At 72.2% G+C, this 20,808-nt stretch carries 7 protein-coding genes; 4 read left to right on the top strand and 3 right to left on the bottom strand.

Features of this window, described 5'->3' with window-relative positions:
- The first annotated feature begins 52 nt into the window (after positions 1 to 52).
- Both ACQP2H_RS09085 and ACQP2H_RS09080 read left to right on the top strand, forming a co-directional pair.
- On the top strand, positions 53 to 490 hold the full coding sequence (locus tag ACQP2H_RS09085; RefSeq protein WP_219469051.1) for an Rv0361 family membrane protein: 438 nt from the start codon (positions 53 to 55) through the stop codon (positions 488 to 490).
- A 169-nt stretch (positions 491 to 659) separates the two neighbouring features.
- Positions 660 to 2,333 carry a glycoside hydrolase family 27 protein gene (locus tag ACQP2H_RS09080; protein WP_433232071.1) on the top strand — a complete coding sequence of 558 codons (1,674 nt, stop codon included), beginning with the start codon at positions 660 to 662 and terminating at the stop codon, positions 2,331 to 2,333.
- 144 nt (positions 2,334 to 2,477) lie between these two features.
- On the opposite strand, the gene ACQP2H_RS09075 is transcribed toward ACQP2H_RS09080, so the two are convergent.
- A complete protein-coding gene (locus tag ACQP2H_RS09075) occupies positions 2,478 to 3,326 on the bottom strand; it encodes an alpha/beta fold hydrolase (protein WP_219469047.1) in 849 nt (282 codons plus the stop codon).
- A gap of 88 nt (positions 3,327 to 3,414) precedes the next feature.
- Between ACQP2H_RS09075 and ACQP2H_RS09070 the strand changes: the two genes are divergently transcribed.
- Together ACQP2H_RS09070 and purU are read left to right on the top strand one after the other, a co-directional pair.
- Entirely contained in the window at positions 3,415 to 3,903 is a 489-nt protein-coding gene (locus tag ACQP2H_RS09070) for a MarR family transcriptional regulator (RefSeq protein WP_208569094.1), read from the top strand.
- Between the two features lie 122 nt (positions 3,904 to 4,025).
- The gene (purU, locus tag ACQP2H_RS09065) at positions 4,026 to 4,877 is read left to right on the top strand and encodes a formyltetrahydrofolate deformylase (protein ID WP_219469045.1); all 852 of its coding nucleotides are present in this window, start codon (positions 4,026 to 4,028) and stop codon (positions 4,875 to 4,877) included.
- A 77-nt stretch (positions 4,878 to 4,954) separates the two neighbouring features.
- Here the strand turns inward: purU and ACQP2H_RS09060 are convergent, their stop codons facing one another.
- Together ACQP2H_RS09060 and ACQP2H_RS09055 are read right to left on the bottom strand one after the other, a co-directional pair.
- Positions 4,955 to 6,589 (bottom strand): DHA2 family efflux MFS transporter permease subunit, encoded by a 1,635-nt coding sequence (locus ACQP2H_RS09060; RefSeq protein ID WP_219469041.1) that lies wholly within the window; start codon positions 6,587 to 6,589, stop codon positions 4,955 to 4,957.
- 62 nt (positions 6,590 to 6,651) lie between these two features.
- Entirely contained in the window at positions 6,652 to 20,778 is a 14,127-nt protein-coding gene (locus ACQP2H_RS09055) for a type I polyketide synthase (protein ID WP_433232066.1), read from the bottom strand.
- Positions 20,779 to 20,808: the final 30 nt, after the last annotated feature.

Here is a 20,808-nt window from a genome sequence, read left to right as displayed (position 1 = left end):
CGTCGCGGCCGGGCCGGCGGGCACCTTGCCGCCGGCCCGTACCGTCGGTGCGGTGGCCGAGAAGGACCTCTCCGACCGGGGTTTCGTCATCGCTATCGTCGGCGTCGGCGTGCTGCTCTGCTGTGGCACACCGGCCGCCGGCTTCTACCTGTCCCACAAGGACGCGAGGGAGGAGCCCGGCATCCGCGCCGCCGCCGACGCCTACCTGTCCGCAGTGGTCAGGCATGACGACAACGGCGCGTACGACATGTTGTGTGCGGCCGACCGACGCCGCGAGTCGCGGGCGGACTGGCTGGACCGTCCTGCGGCCGGGTACGGGGTGACCGGGTTCCGGATCACCGACGTGACGGTCAAGCGCCTGAGCGAGGGACCGACCCTGCGGTGGGTGACCGCCGAGGTCACCTATTCGGACCAGGCACCCCGGACGGTGGGGCTGAACGTCGAGCGGCAGGACGGCGACTGGAAGGTGTGCAGCCCGGACGTCCGGTGACCGACCCCCGGACGGCGGGCGGCGGGCGGTGCGGCCCGGGCGAGGGCGGCGCAGGCCGGCCCCGGGTACGGTCGACGGGCGCGTATTGACGTCAGATGTCAGACGAATTACGTTGGCGAACGTCGATGTATTACGAATCGTGGCCTGCACCCCGGCAAGGAGCGTGCGCATGTTCAGACGACGAGTCGCCCTGCTGTCCCCCGTACTGCTGGCGGCGACCCTGGGCACGGCGGTGGTCACCGGCGCGGCGGTGCTCGGCAGCGCCCCGCCCGCGCAGGCGCTGGAGAACGGCCTGGCCCGCACCCCGCAGATGGGCTGGAACGACTGGAACTCGTTCGGCTGCAACGTCAACGAGACGCTCATCCGGCAGACCGCCGACACGCTGGTGACAAGCGGCATGGCGGCGGCCGGCTACGAGTACGTCAACATCGACGACTGCTGGTCGACCAAACAGCGCAACGCCAGCGGCGACCTGGTCGCCGACCCGGCGAAGTTCCCCAGCGGCATGAAGGCGCTCGCCGACTACGTCCACGGCAAGGGCCTCAAGCTGGGCATCTACTCCTCGGCCGGGACCACCACCTGCGCCGGCTACCCGGCGAGCATCAACTACGAGCAGCGCGACGCCAACCTCTGGGCGTCCTGGGGCGTCGACTACCTCAAGTACGACAACTGCGGCGACCACCTCGGTCGCAGCGGACAGCAGCGCTACACGGCGATGCGGGACGCGCTGGCGGCGACCGGCCGGCAGATCCTCTACAGCCTGTGCAACTGGGGCCAGGACAGCGTCTGGACCTGGGGCGCGTCGGTGGGCAACTCCTGGCGCAACACCGGCGACATCGGCGGCAACTGGAACTCCATCATGGGCATCCTCGACCAGCAGGTCGGCAAGGACTCGTACGCCCGTCCCGGCGCGTGGAACGACCCGGACATGCTGGAGGTCGGCAACGGCCCCACCGAGACCGAGTCGCGGGCCCACTTCAGCCTGTGGGCGCTGCTGAACGCCCCACTGCTGGCCGGCAACGACCTGCGCACCATGTCGGCGGCCACCCGGACCATCCTGACCAACACCGACGTCATCGCGGTCAACCAGGACTGGGGCGGCCGGCAGGGCTACAAGATCAGTGACAGCGGTGACCTGGAGGTCTGGCGCAAGCCGATGTCCTCCGGCGGGGTGGCCACGGTGCTGCTCAACCGGGGCGGCGGCACGGCCACCGTCACCACCACGGCCAGCGCGCTCGGCCTCGGCAGCGCGTCGTCCTACGCGGTGCGGGACCTGTGGGCGCACAGCAGCTCGACGTCGACCGGCACGATCAGCGCCTCGGTGCCGGCGCACGGCGCGGCGATGTTCCTGGTCACCGGCGGCGGCACGCCCCCGCCCACCACCCCGCCGCCCACGACGCCACCCCCGACCACCCCGCCGCCGACCACTCCCCCACCGACGACGCCCCCGCCGGGCACGACGTCGGCCGTACGCAGCGTCTCCGCCGGCCGGTGCCTCGACGTCAACGGCGCGACGCAGACCAACGGCGCGACCGCCATCGTCTGGGACTGCCACGGCCAGGCCAACCAGTCGTGGACCTCGACCGGAAGCCAGGAGCTGCGGGTCTACGGCACCAAGTGCCTGGACGTCAACAACGCCGGCACCGCCAACGGCACGTCGGTGATCATCTGGGACTGCAACGGCCAGTCGAACCAGAAGTGGCGTTTCAACGCCGACGGCACCGTCACGGCGGTCGGCTCGGGCCGGTGCCTGGACCTGGTGGGCAACGGCACGGCCAACGGCACCCGTACCCAGATCTGGGACTGCAACGGCGCGACCAGCCAGCGGTGGAGTCGCGGCTGAACCGTCCCACCCCGGCACCGGCCGCCGATGCGCCACCGGCACGCGGGACCGCACCGCGGGTGGTCGGCGCCCCGGTGCCACGCCGCACGGCGGGTGGTCGGCGCCCCGGTGCCACGCCGCACGGTGGGTGGTCGGCTCCGCCGGTCAGCGCTGCGCGGCGGTGAGGACCCGGCGCAGCGTGGCCGCGTACCCCCGGGGGTGGGTGGTGTTGCCGTTGTGGCCGCCGGGGAAGACCACCGGTGCGGTCCCGAGCAGCTCGGCCAGCCGGTCGGCGCACCGGCGGTCGAAGACCTCCGGTGCGGTGCGGGCACCGACGGCCGGGACGATCCGGGTGCCGCAGCCGGGCAGGTCGGCCGGGCGCAGGTCGTCGCCGACGATCGCGGTGAAGTCCCGGCGGATGAACGTGTCGAAGTTGGCGACCCGGCGCGGCGTGAACGGTTGCGGGGTGAGGTCGGGCTCGGCCTGCTGGCAGGTCGGGTCGATGCCGAGCACCCGGGCGATCTCGCGCATGGCCTCGGTCAGTCCACGGGCGGCGTAGAGGCGTTGGACGTCGAGCAGTTCGCGTTCGTGGCGGGTCCGCTCGCCGGTGGGCAGCAGCCGGGGCGAGACCGGTTCGTGGGCGACCAGCGTGTGCAGCCGGCCGGGATGGTGGACGGCCAGGCGGAGCCCGATCGAGGCACCGAGGCTGCACCCGAGCATCGCGGCCGGCTCGTCGGTGAGGGCGGCCAGCAGGCGGGCGGCGTCGTCCGCGTGGTCGGCCAGGGTCACCGGCCGGTCGGGGTCGGTGAGCGCGCTGCGGGACAGCCCGCGCCGGTCGTAGGTCACCACGGTGTACGCGTCGGCGAGCTGTGCGACCAGGTCGGCGGTCCGGCGGGCGTCACCCTCACCGCTCTGGCCGATCAGCAGGACCGGGCCGCTGCCCCGGACCTCGTGGTAGAGGCGGGCGCCGGCGACGGCGAGCGTACCGGTCCGGAGGGTGTCGGTTGCGGACATGTGCATCTCCATGCGCTTGACGGACGGGCGGGCCTCGCGCCGATAAAAGCATCGTATCAGATGCATCTCGAATGATGGATCGTTTCTGATGTACTCTGAACGGGTGAACGGCATCGAGTTGTTCCTCCTGGGGCGCACCCTCATGAAGATCGGCGAAGAGGCGATCCCCACCGAGGGGGTAGACCCCCACCCGGCGCTGCACCGCTCGGTGCTCATCGTGGCAAGCGACATCCGGGCCCATCCGGGCACCTCGGTCAGCGAGATCGCCGAGCGGACGGGCTTCCCGCAGAGCAAGGTGTCGGTCTGCGCCGCACGCCTGCGCAAGGCCGGTGCCATCGACGCGGTGGCCGACCCCCACGACCGGCGACGGCTGCTGCTGCACACCGCACAGCAGGTCTCCGACCGGGTCGTCCAGATCAGGGCCGCCTCGATCGACGGCGCGCTGGCCACGGCACTCGGCACCGACGACCCGCAGCGGATCGCCGAGATCACCGCCGCCCTGGAGACCCTCGCCCGCAGCCTCACCCCGCAGGCGCTCCTGCGGCTCCGCGGTGGCACCGAGGCGAGCGACGGATGAGCCCGACGGACGGGTGAACGACGGCACGACGGCACGACGCAGGATCCGCGTTAGGTCCGCAGGGCAGGCTCGGCGTCGGGGTGTCACCTTCCCGGGCACCCCGAGATCGTCGAGGAGAGCAGATGTCGGTCGACACCCTTCGTCTCATCGTGTCCAGCCCCGACCAGCCGGGGATCATCGCCGCCGTGGCCAGGTTCCTGCACCTGCGGGGAGCCAGCATCGTGGAGCTGGACCAGTACACCAGCGAACCCAGCGGCGGTCAGTTCTACCTGCGTACCGAGTTCACCATCGCACCCGAGCGACGGGCGGGCCTGAGCGACCAGTTCGCCACCGCCATCGCCGAGCCGTTCGGCATGCGGTGGCGGTTCAGCGACGCCCGACAGGTCAAACGGATCGCGATCCTGGCCTCGCGGGCCGACCACTGCCTGGTCGACCTGCTCTGGCGGTGGCGGCGCGGAGAGCTGGCCGCGGACGTCACCCTGGTCGCCTCGAACCACCCCGTCCTGCGCGACACCGTCACCGGATTCGGCGTGCCCTTCCACGAGGTCCCGGTCCGGCCCGGCGCCCGGGACGCCGCCGAGGGTGCCCTCGCCGACCTGCTGGCCGGGCAGTGCGACCTGATCGTGCTGGCCCGCTACATGCAGATCCTCAGCGGCGGGTTCCTGGAGAAGGTCGGCGTCCCCGTGATCAACATCCACCACTCGTTCCTACCAGCGTTCCCCGGCGCCGGCCCGTACGAGCGGGCCCGGCAGCGCGGCGTGAAGCTCATCGGCGCCACCGCGCACTACGTCACCGCCGCGCTGGACGAAGGGCCGATCATCGAGCAGGACGTGATCCGCACCTCGCACCGGGACACCACCGCCACCCTGGTCCGGCTCGGCGCGGACGTGGAACGGACCGTCCTGGCCAGAGCCGTCGAGTGGCACTGCGCCGACCGGCTGCTCCAGTACGACAACCGGGTGCTGGTCTTCTGAACCCCGCCCGACCCGAAACGACGTGTCCCCGGCCGCGACTGCGGACCAGGGACACGTCGTCTCGGGTGTCAGCCGTGCTACGTCCGGCTTGCCTCGGTCGGGGCCACCGCAGCCGCAGCGGCCGGCGCCGGTGCGGGCACCGCGGTGCCCGGCGGGGTCGGGGCCGGGGGCCGCCGCCGGACGAACGTGGTGAGCACCGCCGCGACCACGACGATGGCGATCGGGAAGAGGAAGTTGGTCTTCAACATGGACAGGAAGGCATGGTCGTACACGTTGGTGAAGACCGTCGCGATCTGGGCCCGGAGCTGGTCCGGCAGGTCGCCCGGCAGGTGACCGAAGATGCCACCGGGACCACCGGCCCCGGCCTGCACCCCGGCGTCGACGAACCGGTCACGCACATCCGCCGGCAACTGCCCGGCCTGCGCGGTCGCCTCCTCCCGGACCGTGGTGGCGAGCCGGCTCTGGATCAGCGCGCCGACGATCGCCAGACCGAGCACCGAACCGAGCTGCCGCACCGTGTTGTTCAGCCCGGACGCCGCTCCGGCCAGCCGCGGGTTGACCCCGCGCATCGCCTCGGTCGCCATCGGCGCCAGCAACGACCCGGTGCCGGCGCCGGCGACGAGCAGACCGGGCAGGAAGGTGTACCACTTGCTGTCCAACTGGGCCAGGCTGACCAGGATGACCATGCCGATGGCGTACATGGTCAGACCGAAGAGCAGGACGAACTTGCCGCCGATACGGTCCGACAGCCGACCCGCGAACGGGGACACGATGATCGCGACCAGCGGCGAGGGTGCCAGCGTCAGGCCGGCGTGCAATGCGTCCATCCCCAGGACCTGCTGGAGGTAGAGGTTCATCGGCAGGACCAGTCCGAGCATCGCCATCGAGACGACGGCCGCGTTGATGCTCATGATCGTGTAGTTGCGGTCCCGGAACAACGCGAACGGCACCAGCGGTTCGTCGTCCTGCTTGGTGCGCTGGTGGGCGATGAAGACGCCGATCAACACCACCCCGACCGCGAGCAACGCCCAGATCTTCGCGCTCCAGTCGTAACGCTCCCCCTCGTTGAGGGCGAACACCACGCAGAACAGCGCCGCGGTGGCGATCAGCACGCCGACCACGTCGAAGCGGTGCTTGCGGTCCGGCTTCATGTTGGGGATGAGCAGTGGGGTCAGCACCAGCACGGCGATGCCCAACGGCACGTTGACGAAGAAGATCGACCGCCAGCCGAAGGTCGACACCAGCAGACCGCCGAGGGTCGGACCGGAGATGGTGGCGACACCGGCGACCGCACCCCAGACGCCCATGGCCGTGCCCCGCCGCTGCGGCGGGAAGATACCGATGATCATCGCGAGGGTCTGCGGCACCATCATCGCCGCGCCGATGCCCTGCACGGCCCGCGCCCCGATGAGCTGGCCGGGGTTCTGTGCCGCACCGCAGAAGACGCTCGCCAGGGTGAAGAGCGCCGTACCGGTGAGGAACAGCAGCCGTGGTCCCTTCAGGTCACCGAGCCGCCCGGTCGTGATCAACAGGACGGCGAGGACCAGCGAGTACGCGCTGATCACCCAGAGCACCTGGTTGAACGAGGCGCCCAGGTCGGACATCACGTCCGGGATGGCGATGTTGACGATCGTGAGATCCAACAGGGTCATGAAGAAACCGATCGACAGTGTCGCCAGCACCGCCCACGGGTTTCCGCGCAGCCTATTCAAGATATTTCCCTTCCATGCCTCATGATGCGGTTGCCGGTGCCGACCACACGGTCGCGTGCCGGTCAGGGGAGCCGATCCGGATGCGGACCGCTGAGCTCCCGGTCCAATGTGTGAAACAGGTCGTCGTCGTCGATCGTGTCGAGTTCGTCGGCGCCCCCGGCGGCTTCGTCGCCGCCCTGCCGGCCCTGCCAGTTCCACAGCAGATTCCTCAGTCGCTCACCGATGTCGTCCTCCTCCCCGTCGGGGATGTCGCGGGTGGCCAGCAGAGCGTCCAGCCGGTCCAGCACGGCCAGCACCGCTCCGGCGGGTTCACCGGTCTCCGGCACCAGACGGGTGCCGATCTGCTCCGACAGCGCCACCGCGGTCGGAAAGTCGAAGACGAGCGTGGTCGGCAGCCGCAGTCCCGTGACGGTGTTCAGCCGGTTGCGCAGCTCCACCGCCGTGAGCGAGTCGAAACCCATGTCGCGCAGGCTGCGCTCGTCGTCCACGACCTCCGCGTCGGTGTAACCCAGGACGCCGCGGATCTCCGTGCGGACCAGGTCCAGCAGCCGCTCGCCACGCTGCTGGGTCGACAGGGCGGCCAGGCTGTCGGTGAGACTGCCCGGGTCGTTCCCGGGGGCGGAGCTCACGGCCGCCGCCCGGCGGGCCGGCACGGGCACCACGGGAGCCAGTGCGGTGAGGACGTCCGGCAGCCCACCGGCCCCGGCCGCCGCGCGTAGTGCCGCCGGCGCGAACGCCGCAGCCACCACGACCGGCGGGAGGTACGGGTCGACCCCGGCGAGCGCCTCGTCGAGCAGGCCCAGCGCATCGGCCGCGGCCATCGGGGAGATGCCGATGCGGGCCAGCCGGGCCCGGTCCGCCGCGCCCAGCTCGCCGGCCATACCGCCGGTGCCCCACAGCCCCCAGCCGACGGCCAGGCCGGGAAGTCCCTCGGCGCGACGCTGCCCGGCCAGCGCCTCCAGGAAACCGTTGGCCGCCGCGTAGTTGGCCTGACCGGCGGTCCCGACGGTGGCGGCCACCGACGAGAACAGCACGAAAGCCGAGAGGCGTCGACCCCGGGTGAGTTCGTGCAGGTTCCACGCGCCCCGGGCCTTGGGGCGCAGCACGGCGGCACAGCGTTGCGCGGTCAGCCCGGTGAGCACCCCGTCGTCGAGCACACCGGCGGCGTGGAAGACCGCACCCGGCTGGTACGCGTCGAGCACCTCGGCCAACCGGTCCCGGTCGGCGACGTCGCAGGCGACGACGGTGGCGGTGGCACCGGCGGCGGTCAGGTCGGCGAGCAGTTCCGCCGCGCCGGGCGCCTGCGGGCCGCGCCGGGCGGTCAACACCAGCCGACGGACACCCTGTGCGACGAGGTGCCGGGCGAGCACGGCCCCCACCGCGCCGGTCGCACCCGTGATCAGCACGGGGCCGTCGGCGTCGAGCCGGTCACCCGTCGTGGCCGTCGGGTCCGGCCGGTCCCCGGCGGTCCGGGCCGGGGCGGGAAGCGGGGCGAGCCGGGGAGCGAGGGCGACGCCGTCACGCAGGGCCAGCCGGGGATCCCGGGCGGCCAGCGCCATCGGCAGGGCGGTGATCGAGGCCGGCGTGCCGTCCACGTCGACCACCGTGATCCGGCCCGGGTGCTCGCTCTGCGCGCTACCGAGCATCGCCCACACCGCGGCCATCGCCGGATCGGGCGTCTCACCCGGGCGCGCGGCGACCGCCAGCTCGGTGAGCACCACCAGACCGACGTCCGCGAGCAGGTCGTCGGCCAGCCACTGCTGCAACAACTCCAGCGTGTCGGCGACGGCCCGTTCGGCGGCCAACGGCGGTGCGAGCGCGGCCATCGCCCGGCTCGTGGCGATCGAGGAGACGGCGTCGACCACGATCACCGACGGCGGCGGGGCCCCGTTCGTCACCGCCTCGTGGACGGCCGTCATGTCGACGAAGAGGGCTGCCGGGCCGAGCAGCTCCGCCGCCGAGTCGGCCAGGACGCGACCGTCGTCGAGCACCGCCCACCGGGGGTGCGGGCTCGGGTCGACGGCCGGCAGCGCCACGGGGTGCCAGTCGAGACGGTAGAGGCCACCCGTCGGCCCGCTGTCCGGCTGGTACGGCCGCAGGGCCAACTCGTCGATGTCGGCGATCGGCGCACCGGCGGGGTCGACCAACGACACGGAGACGGTGCCGGCCCCGGAGCCCGGCGCGAGCCGTACCCGGGCGGTGGTCGCGCCGCCGGCGTGCAGGGCGAAACCGGCGACGGTGAACGGCAGGTGCAGCCGGTCGGTCGGTGGGACGCCGAACGCGACGGCGCGCAGTGCCGCATCGAGCAGCGCCGGGTGCAGGCCGAAACCGGCGGCGTCGGACGACACCTCGTCGGGCAGGGCCACCTCGGCGTAGTGGACGTCACCGGCCCGCCAGAGCGCCCGTACGCCCGCGAAGGCCGGGCCGATCGCCAGGCCGGCGGCCACCAGGTCGGCGTGCAGGGCGTCCGGGTCCACCGGCGACGCCCCGTGCGGCGGCCACGGCGCGTCGCCCTCGGGCCACCCGGCGGGCGTGGCCGCCTCGGTGCCGAGCACTCCGTCGGCGTTGAGCCGCCACGGCGTGGAGCGGTCCTGCGGCTGGGTGTGCACGGTGAAGGCCCGACGCCCCGACCCGTCGGCCGGCCGGACGGTGACCTGGAGCCGGACGGCCTCCTGCGCCGGCAGCACGATCGGCGTCCGGAAGGTGAGCTCGTCGACCCGCCCGCACCCGACCTGGTCGCCAGCCCGGACGGCCAGGTCGGCGATCGCCGCGCCGGGCAGCGTGACCACCCCGCCGACCGCGTGGTCGGCCAGCCACGGCTGGTCGGCCACCGAGAGTCGACCGGTGAGCAGCTCACCCGCCCCGTCGGCCAACTCGACCACGGCACCGAGCAGGGGGTGACCCGCGGTGTCCTGGCCGGCGGCGCGGGTGTCCCCGACCGGGGCCGGGGCGTCGAGCCAGTGCCGCGTGGCCTGGAACGGGTAGGTGGGCAACGCGACCAGCCGGCCGGCCGGATTGCGCGCGGCCAGCACCGCCACCGGGTCGGGGTGTTCGACGTTGGCCAGTACCGTCGCCACGGCCGCCGCGAAGGTGTCCTGCTCCGGCTGGGTGGTCCGCAACGCGGCCACGGTCACCGGTGCCGGCTCCGCACCGCCGATGCTGCCCTGCACCATCGCGGCGAGCACCGGGTCCGGTCCCAGCTCGACGAAGATCCGGACCCCGTCGGCGTGCAGGGTGCGGACCCCGTCGTGGAACCGGACCGTGCCGCGCAGGTGACGGGCCCAGTAGTCGGGTGAGGTCAGTTCCTCGGTGGTGGCCGTGCGACCGGTGACGTTGGAGACGATCGGGATCTCGGGTTCGTGGAAGGTCAACTCGCCGGCGAGGCGGACGAACTCCGCCAGCACACCGTCCATGTGTGCGGAGTGGAAGGCGTGGCTGACGCGCAGCTGCCGGGTGCCGAGGCCGTCGGCCCGGCACCGCTCGGCGACCCGCTGCGCCGCGTCGGCGTCGCCGGAGACGACCACCGACTCCGGGCCGTTGATCCCGGCGATGCTCAACCGGTGCGCGTCCGGCCCGAGCAGGGCGGTCACGGTGGCCTCGTCGGCCCGGATCGAGATCATCGCGCCGCCCTCGGGGGCCGACTCCATCAGCCGGCCGCGGGCCGCCACCAGCCGGCACGCGTCGGGCAGGGTGAGCACCCCGGCCACGTGCGCGGCGACGACCTCACCGATCGAGTGGCCGATCAGCCGGTCCGCGACGATGCCGGCCCGCTCGACCAGCCGGTAGAGCGCCGTCTGCACGGCGAACAGGGCCGCCTGGGTGTAGCGGGTCCGGTCCAGCAGCGCGGCGTCGGCCGAGTCGGGGGCGGCGAAGACCACTGCGCGCAGGGGACGGTCCAGGTAGGGGTCGAGGTGGGCGCAGACCGCGTCGAAGGCCGCTGCGAAGACGGGTTCGGTGGCGTACAACTCGGCGCCCATGCCGGGACGCTGGCTGCCCTGCCCGGTGAACATCAGGGCCAACCCGCCGGGTGTGCCGCGCCCGGTGACGACGCCGCCGGCCACGCCGCCGTCGGCGAGCGCGGACAGGCCGGCGAGCAGGCCGTCGTGGTCCCGGCAGACCAGCACCGCGCGGTGCGCGAACACCGCCCGCCGACCCAGGGTGTACGCCGTGTCCGCGACCAGCGCCCGCTGCCCGTCGGAGCCGGGCGGCAGGTCGGCCAGGGCGGCGGCGAACCGGCGGGCCTGACCGCGCAGTGCCTCGGCGGTACGCGCCGAGAGGGGAACGAGGACCGGGAGGGCCGCCGCCCCGGCACCGCCATCGTCCGTGCCCGGCGCTACCCCGGCCGGTTCCTTCCCCGCGTCGGCGGACGGGCTGTCCGGGACGTCGTCGCCGGGGCGTCCGGCCGGCGCGGGAGCTTCGACGATGACGTGGGCGTTGGTGCCGCTGATGCCGAACGACGAGATGCCCGCCCGGCGGGGACGGTCGGCCACCGCGACCCAGTCCCGGGCCTCGTCGAGCAGGCGGACCGCGCCGGCCGACCAGTCCACGTGCGGCGTCGGCTCCTGCACGTGCAGGGTGCGCGGGAGGGTGCCGTGGCGCATCGCGAGCACCATCTTGATCACACCACCCACCCCGGCGGCGGCCTGCGCGTGGCCGATGTTGGACTTGAGCGAGCCGAGCCACAGCGGCGTCTGCGGGGAGCGTCCGACGCCGTACGTCGCGATGAGGGCCTCGGCTTCGATCGGGTCGCCGAGCCGGGTGCCGGTGCCGTGGGCCTCCACCGCGTCGACGTCGACGCCGGTGAGCCCGGCCGAGGCGAGCGCCTGCCGGATCACCGCACGCTGGGCCGCCCCGTTCGGCGCGGTCATCCCGTTGCTGGCCCCGTCCTGGTTGACGGCGGAGCCGCTCAACACGGCGAGCACCTCGTGCCCGTTGCGTTCGGCGTCGGAGAGCCGTTCGAGCAGCAGCAGACCGACCCCCTCGGCCCATCCGGTGCCCGTCGCCGACGACGAGAAGGCCCGGCACCGGCCGTCGGTGGAGAGCGCGCCCTGCCTGCTGAACTCGATGAACGTCTTGGGGGTGGCCATCACGGTGACACCACCGGCGAGGGCCATCGTGCACTCGCCCCGACGCAGGGCCTGCGCCGCCAGGTGCACCGACACCAGCGACGAGGAGCAGGCCGTGTCGACGGTGACGGCCGGCCCCTCCAACCCGAAGGTGTACGCGATGCGTCCCGAGGCGACACTGCCGGCACTGCCGTTGTAGAGGTAGCCCTCGGAGGACTCGGGCGCGGTGGCGAGCCGGGCCCCGTAGTCGCCGTACATCACCCCGACGAACACGCCGGTACGGCTGCCGCGCAGGGTGGCCGACGGCAGGCCGGCCCGTTCGAACGTCTCCCAGGCGGTCTGGAGCAGCAGCCGTTGCTGGGGGTCCATCGCGGCGGCCTCGCGGGGGTTGATGCCGAAGAAGTCGGCGTCGAACCGGTCGGCGTCGTAGAGGAAACCACCCTGGTCGGCGTGGCTGGTGCCGGGCCCGTCCGAGCCGGAGTCGAGCAGACCGGACATGTCCCAGCCCCGGTTGCGGGGGAACCCGCCCACCGCGTCCACACCGTCGGCGACGAGCCGCCACAGCTGTTCCGGGGACTCGACACCACCCGGGTAGCGGCAGCCCATCGCCACGATCGCGATGGGTTCGTCGGCCGGCCCGACCGTCGGGGCGACCGGCGTCGGGGCGGGACCGGTGCCGCCGGAGACCCGCTGGTCGAGGTGTTCGGCGAGCGCGGCCGGGGTGGGGTGGTCGAAGACCAGGGTGACCGGCAGGGTGATCCCGGTGGCGGCCCCGATCCGGTTGCGCAGCTCGACCGCGCTGAGCGAGTCGAAGCCGAAGTCCTTGAAGGTGCGGTCGGCCTCCATCGTCCCGGCCGGGTCGTGTCCGAGGACGGTGAGCACCGCGCCGCGCAGGAGCTCGGTGACCGCCTCCCGACGCCGGGCCGCAGGGAGCGCCGCCATCCGCCGCTCCCAGGACTGACCGGCGTCGACACCGGCGGTCGCCCGCACCCGGCGTGGGGCGACCCGGACCAGGTCCCCGAACAGGGCGGGCAGCAGCCCGGCGGTCGCCTTCGCGCGGAGCGCGGCCTCGTCCAGCCGGGCGGCGACCACGGTCGCCGGCAACGGGTCCGGGCCGGTCGGGTGGCCCGCCCGGACCGCCTCGAACAGCGCCAGGCCCGCCGCCTCGTCCAACGCGCCGATCCCGTCGCGGCCCAGCCGGTTCAGGTCGGTCCGGCTCAGGTGGGCGGTCATGCCGGAGGCCGTGGCCCACAGGCCCCAGGCGATGCTGGTGGCCGGCAGGCCGTGGGCGCGTCGGTGAGCGGCCAGGCCGTCCAGGAAGCCGTTCGCCGCCGTGTAGTTGGCCTGACCGGCGTTGCCCAGGGTCGCGGTCACCGACGAGAAGAGCACGAACTCGGCCAGGTCGAGGTCGCGGGTCAACTCGTGCAGGTGCCACGCCGCGGTCTTCGGCCGCAGGACGGCGTCGAGCTGCTCGGGGCGCAGGGAGGTGAGCAGTCCGTCGTCCAGCACCCCGGCGGCGTGCACCACGGCGGTGAGCGGGTACGCGGCGGGGATCGCGTCGAGCAGCCGGGCGAGCTGCGTCCGGTCGGTCACGTCACAGGCCGCCACCTCCACCCGGGCGTCGAGGTCGCCCAGCGCGGCGGTCAACTCGGCCATCCCGGGTGCGGCGGCACCGCGCCGGGCGACGAGCAGCAGCCGCTGGGTGGGATATCGGGTGGCCAGGTGACGGGCGAAGACCCCACCGAGCACCCCGGAGGCACCGGTGATCAGGACGGTGCCGTCGTTGCGCGTCCCGGCGGTGGCCCGCGAGGCGTCGCCGGGTGGGGCGAGCCGGGTGAGCCGGGCCCGGTGCTCGACGCCGCAGCGGATGGCGAGCTGTGGCTCGGTGCCGAACCCGGCGACGGTGACGGCGGCCCGGGAGCGCTCGTCGTCGTCCAGGTCGATCAGCACGATCCGGTCCGGGTGCTCGATCTGGGCGGTACGCAGCAACCCCCACACGGCGGCGGCAGCCGGGTCGACGTCCTCGTCGGGCCCGACCGCGACCCCGCCCCGGGTCACCACGACCAGCTTCGACGGGTGGGCCCCGCCCGGGGACCCGTCGGTGCCGGCCCCGGTCAGCCAGTGGGTGACCTCGGCGTGGACCTCGTGCACGAGCAACCGGGCGGCCTCGGCGGCGTCGCCGTCGGTGGTGGTGCCGACCCCCCGGTCGGTCAGGTCCAGCACCTGCCGGTCGGGTGCATCCGCCGGGTCCGCCGCAGCGGGCTCCCGGTCACCGGAGGGTGACCAGGTGATGGCGTACAGGCCGCCGTCGGTGGCGGGTCCCCGCAGGCCGCCGGGGATGGGCCGCATCACGAGCGTGTCCACGGTGGCCAGCGCCGCGCCGGTCGGGTCGGTGACGACCAGGTGCAGGACACCGGGTGCGGTCCGGGTGAGCTGGACCCGGGCCGTGGTCGCCGCCGTGCGGTGCAAGGCGACGCCGGACCAGGCGAAGGGCAGCTCCACCGGCGCGGCGGGTGCCTCCGGGTCGGTCAGGCCGGCGTGCAGGGCCGCGTCGAGCAGCGCCGGGTGGATGGCGAAGGCGGTCACCTCGGCGTGCTGCTCGGCGGCGAGCGCCACCTCCGCGAAGACCTGGTTTCCGCGCCGCCAGGCGGCCTGTACGCCCTGGAAGGCCGGGCCGTAGTGGTAGCCCCGGGTAGCCAGGTCGGAGTAGAGCTCGACGCAGTCGAGGGGTTCCGCGTCGGCCGGCGGCCAGGTGTCGGCCAGGCCCTCGGCCGGTGCCCGGTCGTCACTGTCGGAGAGGACACCGGCGGCGCACGTCGTCCAGTCCGTCTCGCCGGAGCCGCTCCGGGCGAAGATGGACACCGGCCGGCGACCGGCGTCGTCAGCGGCGTCGACCACGGCGCGCAGTTGCACGGAACCGGTGGTCAGGACGAGCGGCTGGTGCAGGGTCAACTCGTCGACGTGGCCACAGCCGACCTCGTCACCGGCGCGCAGTGCCATGTCGAGAAAGGCCGTACCGGGCAGGACGACCGTGTCGCCGACCGCGTGGTCACGCAGCCACGGCTGGTCGGTCAGGGACACCCTGCCGGTCAGCACCACCCCGCCGGAGCCGGGCAGCTCCACCGCGGCACCGAGCAGGGCGTGGCCGGTGGCGGTCGTGTCGTCGCCGGTGTTGCGGGGTGCCTCCAACCAGTACCGCTCCCCCTGGAACGCATACGTCGGCACATCCACCAACCGACCCGCACCCACCACCCGACGCCAATCAACCCCCACCCCCGCAACAAACGCCTCACCCAACGACAACAACACCCGACCCACACCACCCTCACCCCGACGCAACGTCGGCACCACCACACCACCCGAACCCACCACACCCAACGACTCCCGCAAACCCACCGACAACACCGGATGCGGAGAACACTCCACAAACCGCGTAAACCCATCCCCCAACAACACCCCAACCACCTCATCAAACCGCACCACCGACCGCAAATTCTCAAACCAATAACCACCCCCCAACTCCACCCCCGACACCACACCACCCCGCACCGACGAATACACCACCACATCCCCCACACCACCAACCACACCACCCACCAAACCCAACAACTCATCCCGCACCACATCCACCACCGGATGATGCGACGCATAATCCACCGGCACCCACCGACACCACACACCCCCACCCTCCAACAACCCGACCAGGTCACCCAACAAACCCACCGGACCACCCACCACACACGACCCCGGCCCATTCACCACACACACCACCAACTCACCACCAAAACCCACCAACCACGAACCCACCTCCCCCACCGACAACCCCACCGACACCATCCCCCCCAACCCCGCCAACCGCTCCCCCACCAACCGCGACCGACCCACCACCACACCCAACGCCACCTCCAACGACAACACCCCCGCCACACACGCCGCCGCCAACTCACCCTGCGAATGCCCCACCACCGCATCCGGCACCACACCCGCAGCCCGCCACACCTCCGCCAAACACACCATCAACACAAACAACGCCGGCTGCACCACATCAACCCGCCCCAACCACTCCTCCCCACCCTCCAACAACACCCCACGAACATCCCAATCCACCAACCCACCCAACACCCCCACACACTCCTCAAACCGACCCCGAAAAACAGCATCACACTCCCACAACTCCCGACCCATACCCCACCACTGAGACCCCTGACCCGGAAACACAAACACCGTCCCACCCGACACCACACCACCCGACACCACACCCGACGACAACACCACACCCGAACCCGGAACCAAACCCGAAACCGGAACAGAAACCGGAACCGGAACCGGAACCAAAGACGAAGACGAAGACGAAACCGAAGCAGGAACCGAATCCGCAGTCGAAGCCAAAGTTGCAGTCGGAGCCGCATTCGGAGACGGAGACGCAGTCGCATTCGCAGTCGGAACCGGAGACGTGGTCGAAGTCGGAATCGGAGACGACACGTAATCCGCACCAGAACCCAACGCCGTCAAACCCGCAACCAACTCCGCCCGAGAATTACCCACCACCACCGCACGATGCGCAAACCCAGCACGACCCGCCAACGTCCACGCCACATCCGACAACGACACCCCACCACCAACACCACCCAGAAAACCCGCCAACCGCACCGCCTGCGCCCGCAACGACTCCACCGACCGCGCCGACAACACCAACGGCACCGGCCCCACCGGCTCACCACCACCCGACACCGCCACCGGCTCCGGCTCGAACTCCGGCGCATACTCCAGAACCACATGCGCATTCGTCCCACTGATCCCAAACGACGACACCCCCGCCCGACGCGGCCCCACACCCCCCCACACCCGCGCCTCAGTCAACAACTCCACCGCACCCGACGACCAATCAACATGCGGAGTCGGCTCATCAACATGCAACGTCTTCGGCATCACCCCAGCACGCATCGCCAACACCATCTTGATCACACCAGCAACACCCGCCGCCGCCATCGTATGACCAACATTCGACTTCAACGAACCCAAAAACAACGGACGCTCCGCCGAATGCTCCCGACCATACGTCGCCAACAACGCCTGCGCCTCAATCGGATCACCCAACCTCGTCCCCGTACCATGCGCCTCCACCACATCCACCTCACCCGCCGACAACCCCCCATTCGCCAACGCCTGACGAATCACCCGCTCCTGCGACGGACCATGCGGAGCCGTCAAACCATTCGACGCACCATCCGAATTAACCGCACTACCCCGCACCACCGCCAACACCCGATGCCCATTACGCCGCGCATCCGACAACCGCTCCAACACCACCACACCAACACCCTCACCCCACCCCGTACCATCCGCCGACGACGAAAACGCCTTACACCGACCATCCCCCGACAACCCACCCTGACGCGCAAACTCCACAAACATCCCCGGCGACCCCATCACCGCAACCCCACCCGCCACCGCCAACGACACCTCACCCGACCGCAACGCCCCCACCGCCTGATGCACCGCCACCAACGACGACGAACACGCCGTATCCACCGACACCGCCGGACCACCCAAACCCAACACATACGCCACCCGACCCGACACCACACTCCCCGCCGAACCCGTCAACACATACCCACCAACACCCTCCCCCGCCTCCCACAACCGCGGCCCATACTCCAAACCCATCACCCCCAAAAACACCCCCACCCCAACACCATCCAAACCAACACCCAAACCCGCACCCTCCAACGCCTCCCACACCACCTCCAACACCAACCGCTGCTGCGGATCCATCACCACAGCCTCACGCGGAGACACCCCAAAAAACTCCGCATCAAAAACCCCCGCACCCTCCAAAAACCCACCCCACCCCGGCACCCCACCACCCACCAAACCCTCCACATCCCACCCACGATCCACCGGCCACCCACCCACCACATCAACCCCACCCAACACCACATCCCACAAATCCCCCGGCGAACCCACCCCACCACCAAAACGACACCCCATCCCCACAATCGCCACCGCCTCACCCACACCCACACCCGCAACACCCACACCCGAAACCCCACCCACCACCAAACCCACCAACCGCTCCGCCACCAACACCGGAGTCGGAAAGTCGAAGACCATGGAGGCGGAGAACGACTGGCCGGTTTCGGCGGTCACGAGGTTGCGTAGTTCCACGGCGGTGAGCGACGTGATGCCGAGTTCCTTGAAGGTGAGACTGCCGTCGACGTCGGCCAGGTCGGCATAGTCGAGCGTCTCGGCCACCAGGCGACGTACGAGCAGTTCGGCGGCGGGCCGGCGCTCGTGCTCGGGCAGCGCCAACAGCCGCCCAGCCCAGCTGGCCGGGTCGACCTCCGCCGCCCCGGTCGCGGGTGCCTCCGGCGCGGTCGACGGAGGCACGTCGACCGGCACGGCGGAGCCGGCGGTGGAGGCGGTGGCGGTGGCGGTGGAGGCGGTGCCGGCGGAGGAGGCGGCGGTGTCGATCCAGTACGGTCGCCGCTGGAACGCGTAGGTCGGCAGGTCGGCGCGGTCCGCGTCCGGCCACAGTGGGGACCAGTTCACCGGCACACCGTGGGAGTGCAGCCGGGCCAGCGCGGTCAACGCCGTCGTCGGCTCGTCGCGGTCCCGCCGCAGCAGGACGGCGTACGCCGTGTCGTCGGAGCTGCCGGAGCCGGCGTCGTGCTCCGCCTCGGCCAGCCCGGTCAGCACCGGGTCCGGGCCGAGTTCCAGGAACGCGGTGACCCCGGCCGACCGCAGCGTACGCAGGCCGTCGAGGAAACGGACGGGTCGACGAATCTGCGCCGCCCAGTACGTCGGGTCGGTGTATTCGGCCTGCACCAGCTTCCCGGACACGTTCGACACCACCGGCACCTGGGGCGTCCGGGCGGGTATGCCGGCCGCGACGCGGGTGAACTCGTCCAGCGCCGGGTCCATGTGGGCGGAGTGGAAGGCGTGGCTGACCCGGAGCCGTCGGGTCTTGACGGCGAGTTGGTCGAAGCGGGCGGCGAGGTCGGTGACGGCGTCGGCGTCGCCGGAGACGACGACCGCGTTCGGGCCGTTCACGGCGGCGAGGTCCAGCCGTGCGGCGAAGTCGGCGAGGTGGGCGGTCACCACGTCCTCCGGCGCGGCGATCGCCAGCATCGCGCCGCCGGCCGGCGCGGCCTGCATCAGTCGACCACGGGCGGCGACGAGCAGACAGGCGTCGGGCAGGGACCAGACCCCGGCGGCGTACCCGGCGGACAGTTCACCGATCGAGTGACCGAGCAGGTAGTCGGGGCGTACCCCGAAGGAGACGGTGAGCTGGTGGAGCGCCGTCTGGAGGGCGAAGAGCGCGGGTTGCGTGTAGCCGGTCTGGTCCAGCGCGGTCGGATCGTCCCAGACGACCTCGCGCAGCGGCCGGTCCAGGTGCCTGTCGAGTTCCGCGCACACCTCGTCGAACGCCTCGGCGAAGACCGGCGAGGCGTCGTACAGGTCGCGTCCCATCCCGGGGCGTTGCGCGCCCTGCCCGGTGAACAGGAAGCCCAGGGTGCCGGTGTCGGCCCGACCGGTGACCAGTCCCGCCCGGCGACGGCCGTCGGCGAGGTCGGCCAACCCGGCGAGCAGTTCCTCACGGTCGCGGCCGACCACGACGGCCCGGTGGTCGAAGCCGCTGCGGCCGGCCAGCGAACGGCCGACAGCGCCGATCGGCACCGTGGGCCGGTCGGTGAGATGGCGGTGCAGGCGGTGCGCCTGGGCGCGCAGCGCCGCCGGGGTACGACCGGACAGCGGCCAGACGACCCGGGCGACGGCGGGTGCGGCCACCTGGGTGCCCGACGGCGTCCCGGGCCCGTCGACGGACGTCGGGGCGTCAACGGCGGCGGGCGGCGCGGGCCACGGGCCGAGGACCAGGTGGCAGTTGGTGCCGCCCATGCCGAACGACGAGACGCCGGCCAGGGGCCGGTTGACGGGCCAGACCGCGAGGGTGGTCTGCACGGTCAGTCGGGTGGCCGCGAAGTCGATCGCCGGGTTGGGCGTCTCATGGTGCAGGGAGGCGGGAATCAGCCCGTGCCGCAGGGCGAGCGCCGTCTTGATCAGCCCCACCACCCCGGCGGCGCCCTCCAGGTGGCCCACATTGGTCTTGGCCGAGCCGACCAGCAACCGGTCACCGGGTGCCAGTGCCGTGCCGACCACCGCACCGAGTGCGGCGGCCTCGATCGGGTCACCCACCGGGGTTCCGGTGCCGTGCAGTTCCACGTAGCCGGTGTCGGCCGGGTCGGTGCCGGCCCGGGTGTGCGCGAGCTGGACGACCTGCTCCTGGCCGGCCTGGCTGGGCGTGGTCAGGCCGTCGCCGCCACCGTCGTTGTTGACGGCACCGCCGTGGATCAGGCAGAAGATCCGGTCGCCGTCGGCGACCGCGTCGGCGAGCCGCTTCAGCACGACCAGGCCACCGCCCTCACCGCGGACGTAGCCGTCGGCGTGGGCGTCGAACAGGTGGGTACGCCCGGTGGGTGACAGGCCACCGAAGCCGCGTACGGCGTCGGTGCTCTCCCCGGTCAGGATCAGGTTGACTCCGCCGGCGAGCACCATCGTGCACTCGCCGGCGTGCAGCGACTCGATCGCCCGGTGCACCGCCACCAGTGCCGACGACTGGCCGGTGTCGACCACCATGCTCGGCCCGGCCAGGCCCAGCCGGTAGGAGACCCGGTTGGCGATGACGCTGCGGTGCAGCCCGGTCAGCGTGTGCGGGCCGGGGTCGCCGCCACCGCGCCGGGTCAGGGTGGCGTAGTCGTCCTGGATCGTGCCGATGAACACCCCGGTCGACGAGCCGCGCAGCGGCGTCGGGTCGGCCCCGGCGTGCTCCAGCGCCTCCCAGGCCAGTTCCAGCATCAGCCGCTGCTGCGGGTCCATCGCGGCGGCCTCGCGGGGCGACACCCCGAAGAACGGGGCGTCGAAGCCGGCCACGTCGTCGAGGAAGCCGCCACGACGGACCGTGCCCGGGTCGCCGGACCAGCGGTCGGCCGGCGCTTCCCGGATCGCCTCCTCCCCGCGTACCAACAGGTCCCAGAACTCGTCCGGGGAGGCGGCGCCGGGGAATCGGCAGGACATTCCGATGACCGCGATGGCGTCCTGGTACGCGGGGGCAGTGCTTCCCATGGATGGCCGTCCCTGTTCGAGGTTGGGTGT

Origin of the sequence: Micromonospora sp. CA-248260, from assembly GCF_050942205.1 — a bacterium.
GTDB lineage: Bacteria > Actinomycetota > Actinomycetes > Mycobacteriales > Micromonosporaceae > Micromonospora > Micromonospora antibiotica.
Note: the sequence above shows the minus strand (reverse complement) of the source record. Positions and strands in the feature narration are given on the sequence as shown.

Excerpts from the sequence above, each read along its gene's own strand:
- ACQP2H_RS09080 (WP_433232071.1), top strand. The coding sequence starts at position 660 with ATGTTCAGACGACGAGTCGCCCTGCTGTCCCCCGTACTGCTGGCGGCG.
- ACQP2H_RS09075 (WP_219469047.1), bottom strand. The coding sequence starts at position 3,326 with ATGTCCGCAACCGACACCCTCCGGACCGGTACGCTCGCCGTCGCCGGC.
- ACQP2H_RS09070 (WP_208569094.1), top strand. The coding sequence starts at position 3,415 with ATGTACTCTGAACGGGTGAACGGCATCGAGTTGTTCCTCCTGGGGCGC.
- purU (WP_219469045.1), top strand. The coding sequence starts at position 4,026 with ATGTCGGTCGACACCCTTCGTCTCATCGTGTCCAGCCCCGACCAGCCG.
- ACQP2H_RS09055 (WP_433232066.1), bottom strand. The coding sequence starts at position 20,778 with ATGGGAAGCACTGCCCCCGCGTACCAGGACGCCATCGCGGTCATCGGA.